General features: G+C 66.8%; 17 protein-coding genes. 7 read left to right on the top strand and 10 right to left on the bottom strand.

The window, feature by feature from the left end; genetic code table 11:
- The first annotated feature begins 158 nt into the window (after positions 1-158).
- Entirely contained in the window at positions 159-1115 is a 957-nt protein-coding gene (locus tag J5M67_RS08735; protein WP_207884903.1) for an NAD-dependent epimerase/dehydratase family protein, read from the top strand.
- An 87-nt stretch (positions 1116-1202) separates the two neighbouring features.
- Here J5M67_RS08735 and J5M67_RS08740 read toward each other — a convergent pair whose 3' ends face one another.
- Both J5M67_RS08740 and J5M67_RS08745 read right to left on the bottom strand, forming a co-directional pair.
- Positions 1203-2237 (bottom strand): AraC family transcriptional regulator, encoded by a 1035-nt coding sequence (locus J5M67_RS08740; protein ID WP_207884904.1) that lies wholly within the window; start codon positions 2235-2237, stop codon positions 1203-1205.
- Positions 2238-2307: 70 nt separating this feature from the next.
- Entirely contained in the window at positions 2308-4017 is a 1710-nt protein-coding gene (locus tag J5M67_RS08745; RefSeq protein WP_207884905.1) for a Na/Pi cotransporter family protein, read from the bottom strand.
- Positions 4018-4360: 343 nt separating this feature from the next.
- Here J5M67_RS08745 and J5M67_RS08750 point away from each other — a divergent pair, with 343 nt between their 5' ends.
- Positions 4361-4846 (top strand): LEA type 2 family protein, encoded by a 486-nt coding sequence (locus J5M67_RS08750; RefSeq protein ID WP_207884906.1) that lies wholly within the window; start codon positions 4361-4363, stop codon positions 4844-4846.
- A 22-nt stretch (positions 4847-4868) separates the two neighbouring features.
- Here the strand turns inward: J5M67_RS08750 and J5M67_RS08755 are convergent, their stop codons facing one another.
- From J5M67_RS08755 to J5M67_RS08785, 7 genes are all read right to left on the bottom strand, one after another.
- Positions 4869-5300: a hypothetical protein gene (locus J5M67_RS08755; protein ID WP_207885000.1), complete on the bottom strand. Its 432-nt coding sequence runs from the start codon at positions 5298-5300 to the stop codon at positions 4869-4871.
- Between the two features lie 91 nt (positions 5301-5391).
- The gene (locus J5M67_RS08760; RefSeq protein ID WP_207884907.1) at positions 5392-6153 is read right to left on the bottom strand and encodes a TerC family protein; all 762 of its coding nucleotides are present in this window, start codon (positions 6151-6153) and stop codon (positions 5392-5394) included.
- A gap of 33 nt (positions 6154-6186) precedes the next feature.
- On the bottom strand, positions 6187-7491 hold the full coding sequence (locus tag J5M67_RS08765) for a CitMHS family transporter (protein ID WP_207884908.1): 1305 nt from the start codon (positions 7489-7491) through the stop codon (positions 6187-6189).
- 585 nt (positions 7492-8076) lie between these two features.
- Positions 8077-9051: an AEC family transporter gene (locus J5M67_RS08770; RefSeq protein WP_207884909.1), complete on the bottom strand. Its 975-nt coding sequence runs from the start codon at positions 9049-9051 to the stop codon at positions 8077-8079.
- 79 nt (positions 9052-9130) lie between these two features.
- Complete coding sequence (locus J5M67_RS08775) at positions 9131-11536, bottom strand: carbohydrate-binding family V/XII (RefSeq protein WP_207884910.1); 2406 nt, start codon at positions 11534-11536, stop codon at positions 9131-9133.
- 175 nt (positions 11537-11711) lie between these two features.
- Positions 11712-12182: a nuclear transport factor 2 family protein gene (locus J5M67_RS08780; protein WP_207884911.1), complete on the bottom strand. Its 471-nt coding sequence runs from the start codon at positions 12180-12182 to the stop codon at positions 11712-11714.
- Positions 12183-12413: 231 nt separating this feature from the next.
- Entirely contained in the window at positions 12414-13388 is a 975-nt protein-coding gene (locus J5M67_RS08785; RefSeq protein WP_207884912.1) for a GlxA family transcriptional regulator, read from the bottom strand.
- A 235-nt stretch (positions 13389-13623) separates the two neighbouring features.
- Here J5M67_RS08785 and J5M67_RS08790 point away from each other — a divergent pair, with 235 nt between their 5' ends.
- The 5 genes from J5M67_RS08790 to J5M67_RS08810 all read left to right on the top strand — a co-directional run bounded on the left by J5M67_RS08790 (position 13624) and on the right by J5M67_RS08810 (position 18091).
- Entirely contained in the window at positions 13624-14562 is a 939-nt protein-coding gene (locus J5M67_RS08790; protein ID WP_207884913.1) for a choline ABC transporter substrate-binding protein, read from the top strand.
- Between the two features lie 70 nt (positions 14563-14632).
- The gene (locus J5M67_RS08795) at positions 14633-15517 is read left to right on the top strand and encodes a 3-keto-5-aminohexanoate cleavage protein (RefSeq protein ID WP_207884914.1); all 885 of its coding nucleotides are present in this window, start codon (positions 14633-14635) and stop codon (positions 15515-15517) included.
- Positions 15518-15630: 113 nt separating this feature from the next.
- Positions 15631-16596 carry an L-carnitine dehydrogenase gene (locus J5M67_RS08800; RefSeq protein ID WP_207884915.1) on the top strand — a complete coding sequence of 322 codons (966 nt, stop codon included), beginning with the start codon at positions 15631-15633 and terminating at the stop codon, positions 16594-16596.
- Positions 16597-16678: 82 nt separating this feature from the next.
- Complete coding sequence (locus tag J5M67_RS08805) at positions 16679-17155, top strand: thioesterase family protein (RefSeq protein ID WP_207884916.1); 477 nt, start codon at positions 16679-16681, stop codon at positions 17153-17155.
- Positions 17156-17161: 6 nt separating this feature from the next.
- The gene (locus J5M67_RS08810; protein WP_207884917.1) at positions 17162-18091 is read left to right on the top strand and encodes an alpha/beta hydrolase; all 930 of its coding nucleotides are present in this window, start codon (positions 17162-17164) and stop codon (positions 18089-18091) included.
- On the opposite strand, the gene J5M67_RS08815 is transcribed toward J5M67_RS08810, so the two are convergent.
- Complete coding sequence (locus tag J5M67_RS08815) at positions 18088-18717, bottom strand: c-type cytochrome (protein ID WP_207884918.1); 630 nt, start codon at positions 18715-18717, stop codon at positions 18088-18090. The genes J5M67_RS08810 and J5M67_RS08815 overlap by 4 nt on opposite strands.
- Positions 18718-18725: the final 8 nt, after the last annotated feature.

The raw sequence follows: 18725 nt of genomic DNA on the forward strand, positions 1-18725 counted from the left end.
GGATTGACCGGCGCGAACCTACCCGTTATCCGCCCTACGGTTTGGCGCCTTGCATCATCGCCTGCGGCTTCTATCGTCATTGTGGGGGCACGGGCGGGTTTACCCTCTGACGATGGCGGATCATGCCGTCGCCGCGGATGTAGAGATTCGGAGGCTGAATGCGTGTCCTGATTACCGGTGCGGCCGGTTTCCTTGGCCAGAGTCTGCTCAGCGACCTGGCCGTGCAGCATCTCGACTGGACACTGATTGCCGCCGATGTCCGCTGCCTGAGCTCGAACGGCCTGCGTCCGAACATCGAACCGCTGCAACTGGACATCAGCGTGCCCGCCAAGGTGAGGCATTGCCTGGACAAATGGCGACCCGAGGCCATCGTCCACCTTGCCGCGGTGATCAACCCCCCGCGTGAGATGACCGAGGCGCAACTGCATGCCATCGAGGTCGGAGGCACCAGGACGCTGATCGAAGCCGCCTGCGAGGCCGGCGTCCAGCAGTTGATCGTCACCAGTTCCGGCGCTGCCTACGGCTATCACCCCGACAACGCCGAATGGATCGACGAGAGCCAGCCGCTGCGCTGCCATCCACGCTTCCTGCATGTCCGCCACAAGCAGGAAATCGAGCGGTTGCTGGCCGACATGCGGATACGTTATCCACAGCTCAAGCAACTGATCCTGAGGCCGGGCACCATCCTCGGCCGGCGTGTGCATAACCCGCTCATCGAACTGTTCGGCCGGCGCAAGCTCCTGGGGGTCGCCGGTCATCCCAGCCGCTTCGTGTTCATCTGGGACCAGGACGTGGTGAACGTCATCCGTCAGGGGTTGGAGCAGGGCAGTGAGGGCATCTACAACCTCGCGGGCGACGGGGCGTTGTCGCTGCGCGAGATCGCCGAACTGCTCGGCAAACCCTACCAGGCCTGGCCGGCCCCCCTGCTGCGCGCCGGGCTTGGCCTGCTCAAGCCGCTGGGGCTGTCGGCCTATGGTCCGGAGCAGGTGGATTTCCTGCGCTATCGGCCGGTGCTGGACAACCGGCGGCTCAAGGAGGAGTTCGGCTATCAGCCGCGTTACTCCAGCCGGGAGGCGTTCCTGGCGTTCCTCGATACCCGCGGGATGAACGGTTGATGCCAGGACGTTTCGTCCGGACTGTGGAAAACCTGTAGACAAGCCTGTGAAAAACCAGCCTTGGCGCGACGCCGCGACCGTCGGGTATCAACTACCCGAATGGCGACGGCGCTGGCGGTATTCGCCCGGCGTCAGGCCCGTCCAGTGGCGGAAGGCGCGGAAGAACACACTGGGCTCGGAGTAGCCAAGCAGCGCGGCGATATCGGTGGCTGGGAGGTTGCCTTCGCCGAGGTAGCGCTCCGCCAGTTGCCGGCGAGTGTCGGCGAGCAGCTGTTGATAACTGCTACCTTCCTCCGCCAGGCGCCGCTGCAGGGTGCGTTCGCTCAGGCCCAGTTCGCTGGCCAGGGCCGCGCGGCCTGGTTCGCCACGGGTGAGCTGTTCGCCCAGCAGCGCCACCACCCGGCCGCTGACGCTGGCGCTGGGCAGACGCGCCAGCAGCCCTTCGGCGTGCTGGCGCAGCAGGTCGCGCAAGGGCGCATTGGCCTGTGGCAGCGCCACGCCGACCATCGCCTTGGGCAGGCCCAGGGCATAGTCCTGGACCTCGAAATGCAGCGGACAGGCGAAGGCTGCCGCGTAGTCGTCGACGTGTTCCGGCTGGCGGTGCATGAAGCGGCAGCCGGCCAGCTGCAGGCCGGGCAGCAGGGCCTTCAGCTGGCGCGCCCAGAAGCCGAGCAGGGCCAGGGCGCGCGGGCGGGTGGCGGATTGCTCGGGATTGAGCGGGCGATAGGCGACCCAGATGACCTCGGGCTGGGCCTCGATCGTTACGTGGCCGCCTTCACCGACCAGGCGCTGATAGCGCAGGGCCGACTCCAGGGCCTCGCCCAGCGTCGTGCTGCTTTGCAGCAGGTAACCCAGGGCGCTGAAGGAAGCCGGCGACAGCGCGCGGCCCAGTGCCAGGCCGGGCTCGGGATTGGGCAGGCGGGCCTGGATCGCGTCCCACAGCCGTTCCTGGTGAGGGAAGTCGATGCGCGCGTCGGGATCGCCGAGCTGGGCTTCCTGCAGGCCGCTGGCCGTGAGCAGAGCAGCGCGGTCGAGGCCCAGGCGGGCCGCGGCCAGCAGCACGGCCTGGGTCAGGCTGGCGCTGACCGAGGGCGTGCGATGTGTTTGAGAGCTTTCGTCCATGGCGCCCGATTCTGCCCTAACCCCGGGCCGGGGGTAACCCGTTGTTCGCGGCTTCCTGCGACGCCCGGCTTCATCCCGTCGCGCGCGAGCCAGGTGTCGGGGATTGCTGCGCCTGCCCGACTTCATGCTCGACGAAGTCCGCATCTTCACCGTGGACATCGCCGAGGCTGGCGTCCGGGTTGTCCAGCACGGCGTAGGCAATGGCGCAGAACAGCGAGTTCAGGCGCTTCATGTCGCTGATCAGGTCCAGGTGCAGCGAGCTGGTCTCGATGCTCTGCACCACCTGCTGGCGCAGGCGGTCGACGTGGGCATGGGCATAGTGGCGCTCCTGCAGGCGGAAGCGCTGCTTGGCGCGACGCAGGCGCCGGGCGCCTTCCTGGTCGCCGTTGAGGAACACCGACAGGGCCAGGCGTAGGTTGCTGACCAGTTGCCCGTGGAGCACGGTGATCTCTTCCAGGCCGTTGTCGGAGAACGAGCGGCTGCGCGAGGTCTTCTTGTCCTGCACGGCGCCGAGCATGTGCTCGATGATGTCGCCGGCCTGCTCCAGGTTGATCGCCAGCTCGATGATCTCGGCCCACCGGCGGCTGTCGCGTTCGCCCAGGTCCTCGCGGGGCATGCGCGCGAGGTATAGCTTGATCGCGGTATAGAGCGCGTCGACGTCGTCATCCTGCTTGCGGATCTGCTTGGCCAGCAGCGGGTCGCCGCTGTGAATAACCTGCATCAGGTGGTTCAGCATCTGCTCGACGATGTCGCCCATGCGCAGGGTCTCGCGCACCGCGTTGACCAGCGCCAGGCTCGGCGTGTCCAGTGCCGCCGGGTCGAGGTGGCGTGGGCGCACGGTGTCTTCGGGGGACTGCCGGTCAGGCATCAGCCGCGTGCACAGCTGGGCCATCTGCTCGGTGAGCGGCAGGCAGGCCAGGCAGCGGGTGGCGTTGTAGAGCACGTGGAAGGCGATCACCAGCTCCTGGGTGCGGAACGGCCAGTCGTCCATCCAGGTCGCCACCGGGCCCACCAGCGGCAACACCAGCAGGCAGCCGGCGAACTTGAACAGCAGGCTGCCCAGGGCCACGCGGCGGCCGGCGGCATTCTGCGAAGCCGAGCTGATCAGGGCGAGGATGCCGCTGCCGAGGTTGGCGCCGACCACCAGGCACAGCGCCACTTTCAGCGAGATCACCTTGGAAGTGGCGAGGGTCGCGGCAAGCAGCACGGCAGCCAGGCTGGAATAGGAAATCATGGCAAACAGCGCGCCGGTCAGGGCGTCGAGCATCACGTCGCCAGTCAGGCTGGAGAACAGCACCTTCACGCCCTTGGCCTGGGTCATCGGCTCGGCGGCGGCGACGATCAGCTGCAGCGCCAGGATGATCAGTCCCAGGCCGATGAACACCCGGCCGAGCTGGCCGGCGCGGGTCTGCTTGCGGCTGAGGAACAGGATCACCCCGAAGAAGATCAGCAGCGGCGAGAGCCACGACAGGTCCAGCGTCAGCACCCGCGCCATCAGCGCCGTACCGACGTCGGCGCCAAGCATGATCGCCAGGGCCGGGGCCAGCGCCATCAGGCCGGTGGCGACGAAGGAGGTGGCCAGCAAGGCGGTGGCGTTGCTGCTCTGCACCAGCGCCGTCACGCCGATGCCGGCGGCGAAGGCCAGCGGCCGTTTCTGTACGCTGTGGCTCAGCACGCGGCGCAGATGAGTGCCGTAGACCCTGAGGATGCCGGTGCGGACGATATGAGTGCCCCACACCAACAGGGCGACGGCGGAGAGCAGATCGAGCAGTTTGAGCATGTCGGGCCCCCTCACGCTTTTTCGGGGCCGCTGACCTCAACAGCCCCTGACGACCTCGCCCGCAACCCGATAGCGCGGTAGGCCGATAAGGACACGGCAGCGTTCAGGCGTTGTCATCCAATGTCTTGGTAGACCCGCGTTTTTCCCTGTGGGTTCGCCAAATGCCTGATTCGCTGGGGTTCCTGTGCTTGAGTAAAGCTGATCCGGAGCCATCGTGCGGGATGATGTGAGCATGAGCCGGCGGACGTTTCACGGCGTTTGGCCCTGACCTGGAACAGATTGGTCGCCACGCCCTGTGGATAAAATCCGCCGGGGACGAACCCACCACCAGCAAGGAGTGTGCATGCGAGGAATTCGACAGATCGCCCGGTGTGCCGGCTTGATCGCCGTGGTGCTGGCATTGGGTGCCTGCAGCAGCCTGTTCGGCCTGCGCGATCCGCTGCGGGTCGACCTGGTCGGGCTGGAGCCGGTCACCGGTCAGGGCATGGAGGCGCGCTTCGCGGTGAAGCTGCGGGTGCAGAACCCCAACGAGGAAGCCATCGACTACAACGGCGTCGCCCTCGACCTGGCGGTGAACGGCCAGCCGCTGGCCAGCGGGGTGAGCGATGCCAGCGGCCAGATACCGCGCTTTGGCGAAAAAGTGATCAGCGTGCCGATCAGCATCTCGGCGTTCTCCGCCTTCCGCCAGGCCTGGGGCCTGTCCGGCGGGCCGCCGCGCCAGGGCATGCCCTACGAGATCAACGGCAAGCTGGCCGGCGGGCTGTTCGGTACGGTGCGCTTCAATGACAAGGGCGTGCTGAACTGGCCGGCCCCCAAGGTGCCGCGTTGAGGCGGGCTGTGGATAAACCGGCCTACAGACTGTTCCAGCGTTGTGCCAGGCCAAGCAGGTGGACCAGGCCGAAGCCCAGGCAGACCAGCGAGCTCCAGATCAGGAACGGGGTGGAGTGGGCACGGGCGACCGTCAGCAGGGGCAGGATAGCCAGGCCACGCAGCAGGTAGATACCGGTGATCAGGCAGAGCCCGTTACGCAGCAGGGGCAGCGGGGCGATGAGTCCGGCACCGGACAGTGCGTAGACAGACCACAGCGCAAGTACCGAGGCAATGCCGAGGGTGATGAGGGTGGGTCGAAGACGGCCGGCTTCCGCCATCCGCGCCATGCTTTCTCCGGCGCCGAAGAAGCGGTACCAGGGGGCGCCGCCGAAGACGATCGCCACATGCAGCAGCGCCGCCAGGGCGCTCAGGGCGGCGCCGACCAGCAATGCCTTGTTGATGACTTCTTCCATGAGTTCGTTCTCCCGGTGCGGCGTGCTTGCCGCACCGGGAGCATAGCCCGGCACCGATTGCCTCCAGTCGCGACCGGTTGTCGCGGCGGGATCACTGGCCAGGAATGTCCTTGCGCAGCTTCACCGGCTCCACGTCCTTGCGCCCGCGCAGGGTGCGCATGCGGATGTTCAGCGCTTCCACCGCCAGCGAGAAGGCCATGGCGAAGTAGACGTAGCCCTTGGGTACATGGACCTCGAAGGCCTCGGCGATCAGCACGGTGCCGACCACGATGAGGAACGACAGCGCCAGCATCTTCAGCGACGGGTGCTTGTCGATGAAGTCGCTGATGGTACCCGCCGCCAGCATCATCACCAGTACGGCGACGACGATCGCGGCGATCATCACCGGCACGTTGGAGACCATGCCCACGGCGGTGATCACCGAATCCAGCGAGAACACGATGTCGATGATGGCGATCTGGATGATGGTGCCGACGAAGCCGCCCATCATGCTCTTGGGTTCGCCTTCGGATTCGTCCTCGCCTTCCAGGCCGTGGTAGATCTCGCTGCTGCTTTTCCACAGGAGGAACAGGCCGCCGAAGAACAGGATCAGGTCACGCCCGGAAATGCCCTGGTCGAAGACGTGGAACAGGTCGGCGGTCAGGCGCATCACCCAGGTGATCGACAACAGCAGCAGGATGCGCGTGACCATCGCCAGCGCCAGCCCGAAGAAGCGCGTGCGCGGCTGCATGTGCTTGGGCATGCGGCCGACCAGGATGGAAATCATGATGATGTTGTCGATGCCCAGGACGATCTCCAGGGCAGTCAGGGTGAAGAACGCAATCCAGATTTCGGGGCTGGTCAGCCATTCCATTTAGCAGTTACTCGAAGTCGATGGTTGAACTGTTCATTTATTGAACAGGGGGAACAGACCCAGCAGCAATGCGGCGGCAAGGATCGCCAGGCACACCAGCACGGCCCATTTCAGGGTGAAGCGCTGGTGGTCGCCGAAGTCCACCTTGGCCAGGCCCACCAGCAGGTAGGTCGAAGGTACCAGTGGGCTGAGCAGGTGAACCGGCTGGCCGACGATGGAGGCACGGGCCATTTCCACCGGGGCGATGCCGTACTGCGCGGCGGCCTGCGAGAGTACCGGGAGCACGCCGTAGTAGAAAGCGTCATTGGACATGAAGAAGGTGAACGGCATGCTCACCAGCGCCGTGATGGTCGCCAGATACGGCCCCATGGACGGTGGAATCACCGCCAGCAGGCCCTTGGACATCGCCTCGACCATGCCGGTGCCCTGCAGGATGCCGGTGAAGACCCCGGCGGCGAAGATCAGCGAAACCACCGCCAGGACGTTCTCGGCGTGGGCGCCGATACGCTTCTTCTGCTCGATGATGCAGGGATAGTTCACGATCATCGCGATACCGAAAGCAATCATGAAGAGAACCGGCATCGGCAGCAGGCCGGCGATCAGGGTCGCCATCAGCGTCACCGTGAGCGCGCCGTTGAACCAGAGCAGCGTCGGCCGACGTGCCTCGGGGTATTGCGATACGCTGACCTCGGCCAGCGCTTCGTGGTCGGTCGGCAGGTGCAGCTCGCCCAGGCGCGCGCGTTCGCGTTTGCCGTAGATCCAGGCGATGGCGAAGATCGCCGCGATGCCGACCAGCATGGCCGGGATCATCGGTACGAAGATATCCGCCGGGTCCACGTGAAGCGCGCTGGCGGCGCGGGCGGTGGGGCCGCCCCAGGGCGTCATGTTCAGCACGCCGCTGGAGAGCATGATCAGGCAGGCCATCAGCAGCGGGCTCATGCCCAGCCGGCCGTACAGCGGCAGCACGGCGGCCACGCAGATCATGTAGGTGGTCGAGCCGTCGCCGTCGAGCGAGACGATCATCGCCAGCGCGGCGGTGCCCATCGAGACCTTCAGCGGGTCACCTTTCACCAGCTTGAGGATCTTGCGCACCGCCGGGTCGAACAGGCCCGAGTCGATCATGATGGCGAAGTAGAGGATGGCGAACATCAGCATCACCCCGGTCGGCGCCAGGGTGCGGATGCCGTCCAGCATCATCGGCCCGAGTCCTGCGGCAAAACCGCCGAGCACGGCGAAGGAGATCGGGACCAGGATCAGCGCGATCAGCGCCGATAGCCGCTTGGTCATGATCAGGAACATGAAGGTCGCCACCATGGCGAAGGCGAGGAAAGTCAGCATGGGGATAACTCCGATTCGGCGCGGGGATCAGCGGCAGCTGTGAATAAACGGGCGCAGCGCGAACGGAGCGGGGGAGGACAGGCAACGGAACATGGCATTCACCGATTGTTGTTTTTGTGTGGCCGGTAGGGCCGAGGCGGCGATGCTAGGAGGTCAAGCTTTCAGCAGGCTTTCGCGGGGTGATGCCGTTGATCGGGAGCGGTTCTTTGTAGGACCGAGGGGGACGCCCAGTCCTTGCTCGCAAAGCGAAGCCAGGCCCTGTGGATAGATTGCCGGTTGAACGGCGGCGTCCGTTGTAGGAGCGGACCTTGTCCGCGAATCTTCCGCTTTGCACCGGCCTGCCGGCCGAATCGCGGATAAGATCCGCTCCTACGGAAGCGGTGTGCCATGTGGATAAGTTTCCGGCTTGGCCCGGACGTAGGGCGTATAACGTTCGACGTTATACGCCGCTTCGCCTTGGTCCTAGACCACTCGGAACTTGGCTGCGGAGCGCTCCGGATTTGACCAGCGAGCCGGGCATGCGCACGGTGTAACGGCGTACAACCGCGAACGGTTGTACGCCCTACGCATTCGCCATCGTGCAGCTCAGCCCAGTGCCTGAATCGCCCCCATTACCACCAGCAGGCTGGCGCCGGCCAGCAGTGTCTGCAGGGTGATGATCCCCGCCATCAGATGGCTCTCGCCGCCCAGCTGGCGGGTGAGCACATAGGCCGTGGGCGCGGTGGGCAGGGCGAAGAACAGCACCAGCAGCGCGCTTTCCAGCGCCGGCAGGGCCAGCAGGCGGGCGATGACGAAGGCCAGCAGCGGCATCGCCAGCAGGCGGATCGCACAGTTCCAACCCAGCGCCGAAACTTCCGCGCGCAGCTCCTGCGGCTGCAGCGCCGCCCCCACGCACAGCAGGCCCAGCGGCAGGCTGGCCACCGCCAGCAGGTTGAGCAGCCGGTCGCTGCCGCCGGGCAGGCCGATGCCGCTCACATTGAGCAGGGCACCGACCACGCAGGCGAGAATCAGCGGGTTCTTCACGATCGGCAGCAACAGCCCGCGCAGGCTGATACCGCGCTCGGCGGTCAGCGCCCACACCGACATCACGTTCACCGTCGGCACCATCAGCGCCAGCATCAGCGCGGCCAGGGTCAGCCCCGGCTTGCCGTACAGGCTGCCCACGGCGGCCAGCCCCAGGTAGGTATTGAAGCGCAGCACGCCCTGGGCGATGGCGCCGAATCGCGCCGCGCTCCAGCCACGCAGGCGCTTGGCGAGCAGCAGGGCGACCCAGGCAACGCCCAGGCCGAGGATCACCGCCAGCGCCTGACGGGCCAGGCCGGGATCGTTCAGCGGCGCATTGGCCAGGCTGCTGGCCAGCAACGCGGGGAACAGCAGGAAGTAGTTGAGGCGCTCGGCGGCGGGCCAGAACGCCTCGCCGGGAAATCCTTTGCGACGCAGCACGTAGCCGCCGACGATCAGCGCGAACAACGGCCAGAGAGCCTGGAACAGAGCGGTCACGGCGACCCCGCGGGTTGGGTGGAAGCGGGCATCTTGCCGAGCCGGAGAGGGACAGGGCAAGGCGTGTGGATAAGTTCCTCAGCCCTGCCCGCCAGGTTTTCCACAGCCGTTCAGGGTGTGGAAAACCTTGTCCACAGCGTCAGCGGCGGAAGCCGCCGAAGCGCCCACCGCCGAAATGTCCGCCGCCGAAGCCGCCACCGCCCCACTGGCGCTGGGTCTGGTCGAAACGCTGCTGGCCCAGCTGGCGCGACTGCCATTGCTGGTCGAGCTGGCTGCGCACGTTGGCCTGGTTCGGCTGCACGGTCTGCCAGCCGTTGCTGGTGTGCTGCTGCCAGCCGCCATCCTGGGTGTGCTGGTAGACGTTGCCGTCATGGCCGGCATAGATGTCGCCGTTGTTCCAGGCCACCGAGTTGCCGGTGCGGCGGTTGTAGCTGATGCCCTGGTTCTGGTGGTCGTAGCTGCCGCGACCGTCGTCCACGTCGCCGGAGACGCCCCGTTGGGCAATGGTGGTACGGCCGGTCTGGGCGTTGTGCTGGATGCCCTGCTGGCCAGCCTTGAAGTCGCCGCTGTCGGCGTCATAGGCCACGCCGCTGCGCCCCGCGCCGGACATCCCGGTGGAGGCATTGGCGTAGGCGCTCCGGCGGCCGGCGGCGCCCTGGTCGGTGTAGGGGTTGAAGGCCGCGCCCTGGGCCCCCTGGAAGCGTGTGCCGGTGCGCGGGTTGTAGCCCACCGCCGAGCTGCCCTGCCATTGGGTGCCGGTCCAGCCGTTGTAGCCGTAGGCGTGGGTGACCGAGCCCTGGCCCCAGCGCCCGTAGAAGTTCGCCTGGTTGATATTGGTGTAGCTCCAGCCGCCGGCTGGGTAGGGGCCCCAGTACGGTCCCCAGTAGGGTTCCGGTGCGCCCCAGGAGGCGCCGGCGGCGTACCCGAAGGCGAACCCGGTCAGCGTGCCCAGGGCAAAGCCCGCGCCGTAGCCGTAGGTCGGTGGGTAGCCGTAGTACACGGTGTTGCTGACGTACGCCGGGTAGGTGTAGCCGGTGCCGTAGACCACGGTGCCGGCGCTGTTCACCACCACGCCCAGGTAGCCGGGCGTGTAGCCCACCACCACGGTCTGCGGAGTGACCGAGTAGATGTGCACGTAGGTCACGTAGTACACCGGCGAGCTCGGCGGGATGCCGTAGATCGCCGCCGGTACTTCGGTCGCCACCTGCCAGGCACCGGTGGCGGCGGGAGCGACGAACCAGACGCCGTTGCTCACCGCATAGAACTGGTTGGGCGCCACTTCGATCACTGGCGTCGGGGTATTCACCGCATAGCTCAGGCTGGTGCCGGATATCGGCTGGAAGTTCGGCGCGCCGTCGTAGTTCACCTTCAGCGTCGTCTTGCTGCGCGAGACGGTGGCGGTCTGCGGGATGCTCGCAGCGATGGCGGCTTCCTTGGCCTGCGGCGTGCCGGGTACCGAGACCAGCACGTTGGCCTTCGGGTCCTTGGGCGAAATCTTGGCAAAATCGGCGGGAAGGTCCTTGCCCTCGACGTATTGCCACGGGCCCTTTTCACCGGGGCCGCTGAACCAGCGGCCGGAGACCAGCACGTACCAGGTGTTGTGCATGGGATCGACGAACACCGCGTGGTCGGCGTTCTGCAGGGTCAGCAGGCCGACGCCATCCACCGGCGCCATCTGTGCGGTGCCGTCGCTGACGATCAGTTCGGTGGGCTGGGTAGCGACCAGCACCGCCGGCGCCTTGGCCGGCGGCTTGCCGCCCTTGGGCAGCAGCGCGTCCACCGGGCCGGCCTTGGCCGCGACCTGCTGGGCGTTGACCAGTGCCTGGGGCGGCTGGCTCAGCACCAGCCAGTTGCCGTCCAGCGACTGCGACGTGTACCAGCTGCCCGCCGCGTGCAGGTAGTTGTTGCCCTGGGCATCGCGCAGGATCAGCACACGGCTGTTGACCACCCGCTCGAAATCGCTGCCCGGGAGCGACTGCCAGTCCGGTTGCCCATCGATCATCACCAGCACCGTCGGGGTGGCGGCGAAGACGATCTGCGGCGCGTCGTTCTTCACCTCGACGTGGCGCAGCTTGTCCAGTTGCTGGTTCACCGCATAGCTGGACTGCAGTTGGTCGAGGGAGACGGTCAGGCCGTTCTGGGGCAGATGCGCCATCAGAACGTCGCGCACCTTGCCGGCACTGTCCGGCTCGGTGGGGACCTCTACCTTGTCGACACGGATATCGGTGAGCTGTACCAGGCCGGCGTCCTTCTCGATGGTGGCGGCAGCGGAGAACAGCGCCACGCCATAGGTCGGCGCGCCGTTGGCGGCGCCCACGGCAATCGCCGCGCGGCCGCTCATGCGGGTGCCGTCCCAGGCTTCGATCTGCGGCTGGAAGATCTGCACGTGCTGCTCGCCCAGGGCGAAGTCGCGGGGCCACGTCAGTTCGGTGGCGGCGGAAGCCTGCGCGGTAGACGACGGGGTAACGGCCGCCATGGCGACGGGATGGCCGAGGGCCAGGCCAACGGCAATGGCGAGGGATGACAGGAGCGGGCGTAGAGCCATGCTGGGAACCTTCCTTGAGATAACTGCGATCAACGATAGTGCAGCGCTGGTGATCTGCGCGGCGCCTGCGATCGGGGGTTGCGCCATGCTGGCGCAAATTCGTGAGCAGGCGAACAGTTTCCCGCGTTGTGACCGCAGAGTTAGATGCGCTACGAGGCCCCTGTCGTTTCCGTCGCTACAGCCCCAGCTCGCTGAGCGACGGATGATCGTCCGGGCGACGCCCTTGCGGCCAACGGTACAGGCGCTGGTCCTCGCGGATCGGCAGGTCATTGATGCTGGCGCGGCGCTCGAACATCAGGCCGTTCTCATCGAACGCCCAGTTCTCGTTGCCATAGGAGCGGAACCAGTTGCCCGAGTCGTCGTGCCACTCGTAGGCGAAGCGCACGGCGATGCGGTTGTCGGTAAAGGCCCAGAGTTCCTTGATCAGCCGGTACTCCAGCTCGCGGACCCACTTGGCCGTTAGGAACTCGACGATCTGCTCGCGGCCTTCGATGAAGGTCGCGCGGTTGCGCCAATGGCTGTCCGGGGTATAGGCCAGCGACACGCGCTGCGGATCACGGCTGTTCCAGGCGTCCTCTGCGAGGCGGACTTTCTGGATGGCGGTTTCCCGGGTGAAGGGCGGAAGAGGGGGACGGGCTTCGCTCATGGTGGTGGTCTCCGGTAGGCAGTGAGGAATGAGGCGGTGAGGGTGGCAACCTGATCTCCATACTCCGCCTGACCCCTGGTGGGGTAAATGACGGTGATCCCACGGATATTGCCAATCGAGATGGCTCTTCGTAGGACCGAGGGGGACGCCCAGTCCTTGCTCGCGAACCTGCCCAGCTCCCGAGTTGCCGGTTGACTCTGTTCGCGAGCAAGCTCGCTCCTACAGGGGAGGTCAGGCCGGCGGCGAGACTGCCTTGGCCGTCGTCTTGCGCAACCCCACCCGGTCCTGGCTCGGACATACCCCGAACTTCGCCCGGTAGCTGCGCGACAGGTAGGAGGGTGTCTCGAAGCCGCAGGCCACGCCGACCTCCAGCACGCTCATGTCGGTCTGGCGCAATAGCTGGCGCGCCTTGTCCAGGCGCAGGCCGAGGTAGAAATTCGATGGCGTGTCGTGCAGGTGCAGGCGGAACAGCCGCTCCAGCTGGCGCCGGGTAACCCGGATGTGCTCGGCCAGTTCCAGCGTGGACAGCGGCGGCTCGGTGTGGCGCTCCATTTCGCCGATCACCTGCACCAGCTTGCGGTTGCTCACCCCGTAGCGACTGGCAACCTGCAGGCGCTGGTGGTCCTGGCGGGTGCGAATGCGGCCGACCACGAACTGCTCGGAGACCTGCACCGCCAGCTCCGGGCCGTGGTCCTGGGCGATCAGGTCGAGCATCAGGTCGATGGATGCCGTGCCGCCGGCGGAAGTGATGCGCGGGCCGTCGATCTCGAACAGTTCCTGGGTCGCCTCCACCTGTGGATAAGTCTCCCGGAAGGCCTCCAGCGCCTCCCAGTGCACGGTGCAGCGCTGGCGCGAGAGCAATCCGGCCTCGGCCAGCACGAAGCTGCCGGTGTCGATGCCGCCCAGGGTCACGCCGTCACGGTCGAGTCGTTTCAGCCAGTGCAGCAATGCCGGGGTGCAGGCGCGCAGCGGCTCGAACCCGGCCACCACCAGCAGCGTGTCGCCGCGCTTGAGCGCCTCCAGGCCGCTGTCGGCGTTCATCGACATGCCGTTGCTGGCCAGCACCGGCCCGCCATCCAGGCTCATCAGGTGCCAGCGGTAGAGCTCCCCGCGGAAGCGGTTGGCCACGCGCAGCGGCTCCACGGCGGAGACGAAACCCATCACGGAAAAACCGGGCAACAGCAGGAACCAGAAGTCTTGGGACATGGTGGGTACCGTGCGATTCAAGGCAGCCGGGAGGCGTTCGATTGGCGCGTTCGATTGGCATAGTGCAATTCGCCGGCGCTGGCAATCGGGGTGGTCGCTGCTGTGCAAGAGCTGGTCGCCCCAGTGCGATTCGCGGGGTCTTCGGCTGCGTAACGTGAACACCAGTCCCGCCGTGTGGGACCGCATGACAAACAACAACGATAACCAACGCCGCAAAGGCCTTGTGGGAGATGTCATGAAGTCAATGATCAAAGCGGTCGGCTGCGCCGCGCTGTTAGTCGCCGCCAACACCACCTGGGCCGCCGAGCCCGCGCAATGCCAGAACGTACGCATGGGGTCGGTGAACTGGACCGACGTGGTGGCCAGCAGTGCAATTGCCGAAGCCGTGCTCGACGGCCTGGGCTACAAGGTCAAGCAGACCAGCGCCTCGCAGCAGATCGTTCTTGCCGGCATGGCCGACAAGCAGCTGGACGTCTTCCTCGGCTACTGGCAGCCGACCATGCAACCGGTCGCCAAGCCCTACCTCGATAAGCAGCAGATCGACGTCATCACCCCGGCCACCCTGGGCGACGCACAGTCCACCTACGCCGTGCCGACCTACGTGTATGACGGCGGGCTGAAGACCTTCGCCGACATCGCCAAGTTCAAGGACAAGCTCGACAACAAGATCTACCTGATCGAGCCGGGCAGCGGTTCCAACCGCATCACCGCGAAGATGATCGCCGACGACAAGTTCGGCCTGAAGGGCTTCCAGATCGTCGAGTCCAGCGAGGCCGGCATGCTCACCGCGGTCAAGCGCGCCATCAAGCGCAAGCAGTGGGTGGTGTTCTTTGGCTGGAAACCGCACCCGATGAACCTGCAGATCGACATGAAGTACCTCACCGGCAGCGACGACGTGTTCGGCCCCAACGAAGGCGCCGCCACCGTCTCCATCATGACCGCCGGCGGCTACCAGCAGCAGTGCACCAATGTTGCCAAGCTGCTGCACAACCTGAGCTTCACCAGCGAACAGGTCAGCCAGGTGATGGAGCCGATCCTCGACCGCACCCAGCCGGTCGACGCCGCCAAGGCCTGGCTCAAGGCACACCCCGAGCCCCTGCAGAAGTGGCTCGACGGCGTGACCACCTTCGACGGCAAGGATGGCCTCGGCGCCGTCCAGGCCTCGCTCAAGTAACTCCCCTCCAGAGGACGCCCTGCGCGCCGCCGCGCAGGGGTTCCGCTCGCCCACACGAAGGAGCCCTATCGTGAACTACGAAGTCATCGTCACCTGCGCAGTGACCGGCGCCGGCGACACCGTCGGCAAACACCCGGCCATCCCCGTCACCCCGAAGGAAATCGCCGCCGCCGCCATCGAGGCCGCCAAGGCTGGCGCCACCGTCGCCCACTGCCACGTGCGTGACCCGCAGACCGGCAAGCCCAGCCGCGACGTGAACCTGTACCGCGAAGTGGTGGAGCGCATCCGCGAGAGCGACACCGACGTCATCATCAACCTCACCGCCGGCATGGGCGGGGATCTTGAGATCGGCAAGGGCGAGCGGCCGCTGGAATTCGGCGCCGGCACCGACCTGGTCGGTCCGATCGAGCGCCTGGCCCACGTCGAGGCGTTGCTGCCGGAAATCTGCACCCTGGACTGCGGCACCCTCAACTTCGGCGACGGCGACTTCATCTACGTTTCCACCCCGGCCCAGCTGCGCGCCGGCGCCAAGCGCATCACCGAGCTGGGCGTGAAGGCCGAGCTGGAAATCTTCGACACCGGCCACCTCTGGTTCGCCAAGCAGATGCTCAAGGAAGGCCTGCTGGAGGACCCGCTGATCCAGATCTGCCTGGGCATCCCGTGGGGCGCCCCGGCCGACACCACCACCATGAAGGCCATGGCCGACAACATCCCCGATGGCCTGACCTGGGCGGGCTTCGGCATCGGCCGCTCGCAGATGCCCATGGTCGCCCAGGCCATGCTGCTGGGCGGCAACGTGCGGGTCGGCCTGGAAGACAACATCTGGCTCGACCGTGGCGTGCATGCCACTAACGGCCAACTGGTCGAACGCGCCATCGAGATCATCGAACGCCTCGGCGGCCGCGCCCTGACCCCGGCCGAAGGGCGCAAGAAGATGAACCTCAAGGCCCGTTAACCAACTGCTCTTCGTAGGAGCGAGCTTGCTCGCGAACCTGCCCCCGGTGCAGACCCCGTTCGCGAGCAAGCTCGCTCCTACAGCTGCCATCGCCCTTCTTTGGAGTGCCTTCCATGTCCTTCATCACCCAAATCAAAACCTTCGCCGCCCTCGGCAGCGGCGTCATCGGCAGCGGCTGGGTCGCCCGCGCCCTGGCCCACGGCCTCGACGTCATCGCCTGGGACCCGGCTCCCGGCGCCGAAGCCGCGCTGCGCGCCCGCGTCGCCAATGCCTGGCCGGCGCTGGAAAAGGCCGGCCTGGCCCCCGGCGCCTCGCAGGATCGCCTGCGCTTCGTCGCCACCATCGAGGAATGCGTACGCGACGCCGACTTCATCCAGGAAAGCGCCCCCGAACGCCTCGACCTCAAGTGCGAGCTGCATACCAAGATCAGTGCCGCCGCCAAGCCCAACGCCCTGATCGGCTCCAGCACCTCGGGCCTGCTGCCCAGCGAGTTCTACGCCGACGCCACCCACCCCGAGCGCTGCGTGGTCGGCCACCCGTTCAACCCGGTGTATCTGCTGCCGCTGGTGGAAGTGGTGGGTGGCGAGAAGACCGCGCCGGAAGCCGTGCAGGCTGCCATCAAGGTTTATGAATCCCTCGGCATGCGCCCGCTGCACGTGCGCAAGGAAGTGCCCGGCTTCATCGCCGACCGCCTGCTCGAAGCGCTCTGGCGCGAAGCGCTGCACCTGGTCAACGACGGCGTCGCCAGCACCGGCGAGATCGACGACGCGATCCGTTTCGGCGCCGGCCTGCGCTGGTCCTTCATGGGCACCTTCCTCACCTACACCCTGGCCGGCGGCAACGCCGGAATGCGCCACTTCATGGCCCAGTTCGGCCCGGCCCTGCAACTGCCCTGGACCTACCTGCCGGCCCCCGAGCTGACCGACACCCTGATCGACCGCGTGGTGGAAGGCACCTCCGAACAGCAGGGCAGCCGCAGCATCGCCGAGCTGGAACGCTACCGCGACGACTGCCTGCTGGCGGTGCTCGGCGCCATCAAGGACACCAAGTCCAAGCACGGCTTCGCCTTCGCCGACTAACCTCACGGCTCATCATTCGCTCCAAACCACCCCCTCTCCCTTCAGGGAGAGGGCCGGGGAGAGGGGCTCTTCGGACGCGAACATGACCCACGCCCTGAAAACCTACGAAACCCCCATCCTCGCCGAGTGGACCGACTACAACGGCCACCTGCGCGACGCCTTCTACCTGCTGCTGTTCAGCTACGCCACCGACGCCCTGATGGACCACCTGGGCCTCGACGCCGAGCACCGCGCCGCGACGAACGACTCGCTGTTCACCCTTGAGGTCCACCTCAACTACCTGCACGAAGTGAAGGAAGGCGAGAAGGTCGAAGTACGCACCCAGCTGATCGCCCACGACCGCAAGCGCCTGCACATCTTCCACAGCCTGCACCGCGCCGGCGAAGACCTGGCCCTGGCCGCCAGCGAGCAGATGCTGCTGCACGTGAGTCTCGACGGTGGCGCACGCTCGGCACCTTTCGAAGGCGTGGTGCTGGAGCGCGTGTTGCAGCTGGCCGAGGCACACCGCGGATTGCCGCGCCCGGACTACGTCGGACGCACCATCGGCCTGCCGGGTTGATCGCCGATGACGCGGCGCTATCCGCTGTCTGACGCCATGCAAGCCTTCGTTGCGAGGACCCAGTCCTATGCCGCGAAGGACCCTTCCATCACAGCCCAGCGCGCGGCATACGAGCGCATGGCGGCCGACTTCACCCCGCCGCGTCCGCCGGGCCTGCGTATCAGCGAGCTGTGCCTGGACCGCCTGCCCGCCGTACGCCTGTACCGTCCGGCCGGTCTACCTCCCGATACCGGCTGGCCCACCGTGCTCTACCTGCACGGCGGCGGCTGGATGCTGGGTGGCCTGGGCTCCCATGAGTTCATCACCGCCGAGCTGGCTGCCGAGTTGGGCGCGCTGGTAGTGGCGGTGGACTATCGGCTGGCGCCGGAGCATCCGTACCCCGCCGCGCTGGATGACTGCCTCGCCGTCTGGCGGCGCCTGCGCAATGGCACCTTGGGCGAACCGGTCGATACGTCACGACTGCTGGTGATGGGCGACAGCGCCGGCGGAAATCTTGCTGCCGCCCTGTGCCTGGCCCTGCGTGAGGCAGGCGAGCCGCTACCCTGTGGACAACTGCTGATCTACCCCGCGCTGGGCGATGCCCAGACACCCTCGCGGACGTCCTGTGCCGATGCGCCGCTGTTGTCGCGGGCGGACCTCGACGCCTGCCTGGCGGCCTACCTGCCGCATGCCGGCGATTGGCGTGATCCGCTGGCGTTGCCACTGCGCTCGGGCGATTTCCGTGGCTTGCCGCCGGCGTTCGTCGCCGTCGCCGAGTTCGACCCGCTGCGCGATGACGGTGAGCGCTACTGCATGGCCTTGCGCGAGGCCGGAGTCGAGTGCGAGTTCTTCCCCGGCCATGGCCTGGTGCACGGCGCCCTGCGTGCTCGCGGCGTGGAGGAGGTGGAAGCCCTGTACCGGGCGCTCTACCAGTCGCTGCGACGCTTCTTCCGCTAGGGCGCTGGCTGGCCGAGGATGAACTCGGCTAGCGTCTTCAATTGCGCATCGTCCAGCGCCGGGAAGGGCGGCATCGGGATCTGCCCCCAGCGCCCGACCCCGCCCTGGCGAATGTGCTCGGTCACGCCCCTTAGCGCCTGTGGATCGTTCCGGTAGCGCCCGGCCACCGCCTGGTAGGCCGGGCCCACTACCGTGCGGTCGAGCGCATGGCAGCCCAGGCAACCGTTGGCGTCGAGCAGGCTGCGGGCATCCTGTTTCGCCGGGCTGGCCGGCACCGCCTGCGCGGCGACGGTCTGTGCGTGGGGCTTGCCGGAATAGGCGTCGGCCAGATAGGTCGCGATCGCATCGGCCTGCGGGTCGTCGACCGGAGCGCCGTAGGCGTGCTGCATCTTCGCCACTTCGCCGCGCCACTGGCTTTCGCTCATGCCGGGCGGCTGCAGCTGGATGTAGTCCGCCGAATGGCAGATCGTGCATTTCTGGTTGGCGATGGCGTAGCCGGGCAGGTCCGACGGCGTGAGACGCGCGGTTTCCCTGGGCAACTCGATGCTCACCGGCTCGGCGCCGACGGCCGTTGCCGCCAGCAGGCCGGAGCAGGTCAGCGCGAGCAGGAATCTGATTGCAGGCATAGCAGGCG

It is taken from the genome of Pseudomonas sp. 30_B (genome assembly GCF_017491605.1).
Classification (GTDB): Bacteria; Pseudomonadota; Gammaproteobacteria; order Pseudomonadales; family Pseudomonadaceae; genus Pseudomonas.

Bases quoted from the DNA above. Each gene is read 5' to 3' on its own strand.
- J5M67_RS08735 (WP_207884903.1), top strand. From the start codon at position 159: ATGCGTGTCCTGATTACCGGTGCGGCCGGTTTCCTTGGCCAGAGTCTG.
- J5M67_RS08740 (WP_207884904.1), bottom strand. From the start codon at position 2,237: ATGGACGAAAGCTCTCAAACACATCGCACGCCCTCGGTCAGCGCCAGC.
- J5M67_RS08745 (WP_207884905.1), bottom strand. From the start codon at position 4,017: ATGCTCAAACTGCTCGATCTGCTCTCCGCCGTCGCCCTGTTGGTGTGG.
- J5M67_RS08750 (WP_207884906.1), top strand. From the start codon at position 4,361: ATGCGAGGAATTCGACAGATCGCCCGGTGTGCCGGCTTGATCGCCGTG.
- J5M67_RS08755 (WP_207885000.1), bottom strand. From the start codon at position 5,300: ATGGAAGAAGTCATCAACAAGGCATTGCTGGTCGGCGCCGCCCTGAGC.
- J5M67_RS08760 (WP_207884907.1), bottom strand. From the start codon at position 6,153: ATGGAATGGCTGACCAGCCCCGAAATCTGGATTGCGTTCTTCACCCTG.
- J5M67_RS08765 (WP_207884908.1), bottom strand. From the start codon at position 7,491: ATGCTGACTTTCCTCGCCTTCGCCATGGTGGCGACCTTCATGTTCCTG.
- J5M67_RS08775 (WP_207884910.1), bottom strand. From the start codon at position 11,536: ATGGCTCTACGCCCGCTCCTGTCATCCCTCGCCATTGCCGTTGGCCTG.
- J5M67_RS08780 (WP_207884911.1), bottom strand. From the start codon at position 12,182: ATGAGCGAAGCCCGTCCCCCTCTTCCGCCCTTCACCCGGGAAACCGCC.
- J5M67_RS08785 (WP_207884912.1), bottom strand. From the start codon at position 13,388: ATGTCCCAAGACTTCTGGTTCCTGCTGTTGCCCGGTTTTTCCGTGATG.
- J5M67_RS08790 (WP_207884913.1), top strand. From the start codon at position 13,624: ATGAAGTCAATGATCAAAGCGGTCGGCTGCGCCGCGCTGTTAGTCGCC.
- J5M67_RS08800 (WP_207884915.1), top strand. From the start codon at position 15,631: ATGTCCTTCATCACCCAAATCAAAACCTTCGCCGCCCTCGGCAGCGGC.
- J5M67_RS08805 (WP_207884916.1), top strand. From the start codon at position 16,679: ATGACCCACGCCCTGAAAACCTACGAAACCCCCATCCTCGCCGAGTGG.
- J5M67_RS08810 (WP_207884917.1), top strand. From the start codon at position 17,162: ATGACGCGGCGCTATCCGCTGTCTGACGCCATGCAAGCCTTCGTTGCG.
- J5M67_RS08815 (WP_207884918.1), bottom strand. From the start codon at position 18,717: ATGCCTGCAATCAGATTCCTGCTCGCGCTGACCTGCTCCGGCCTGCTG.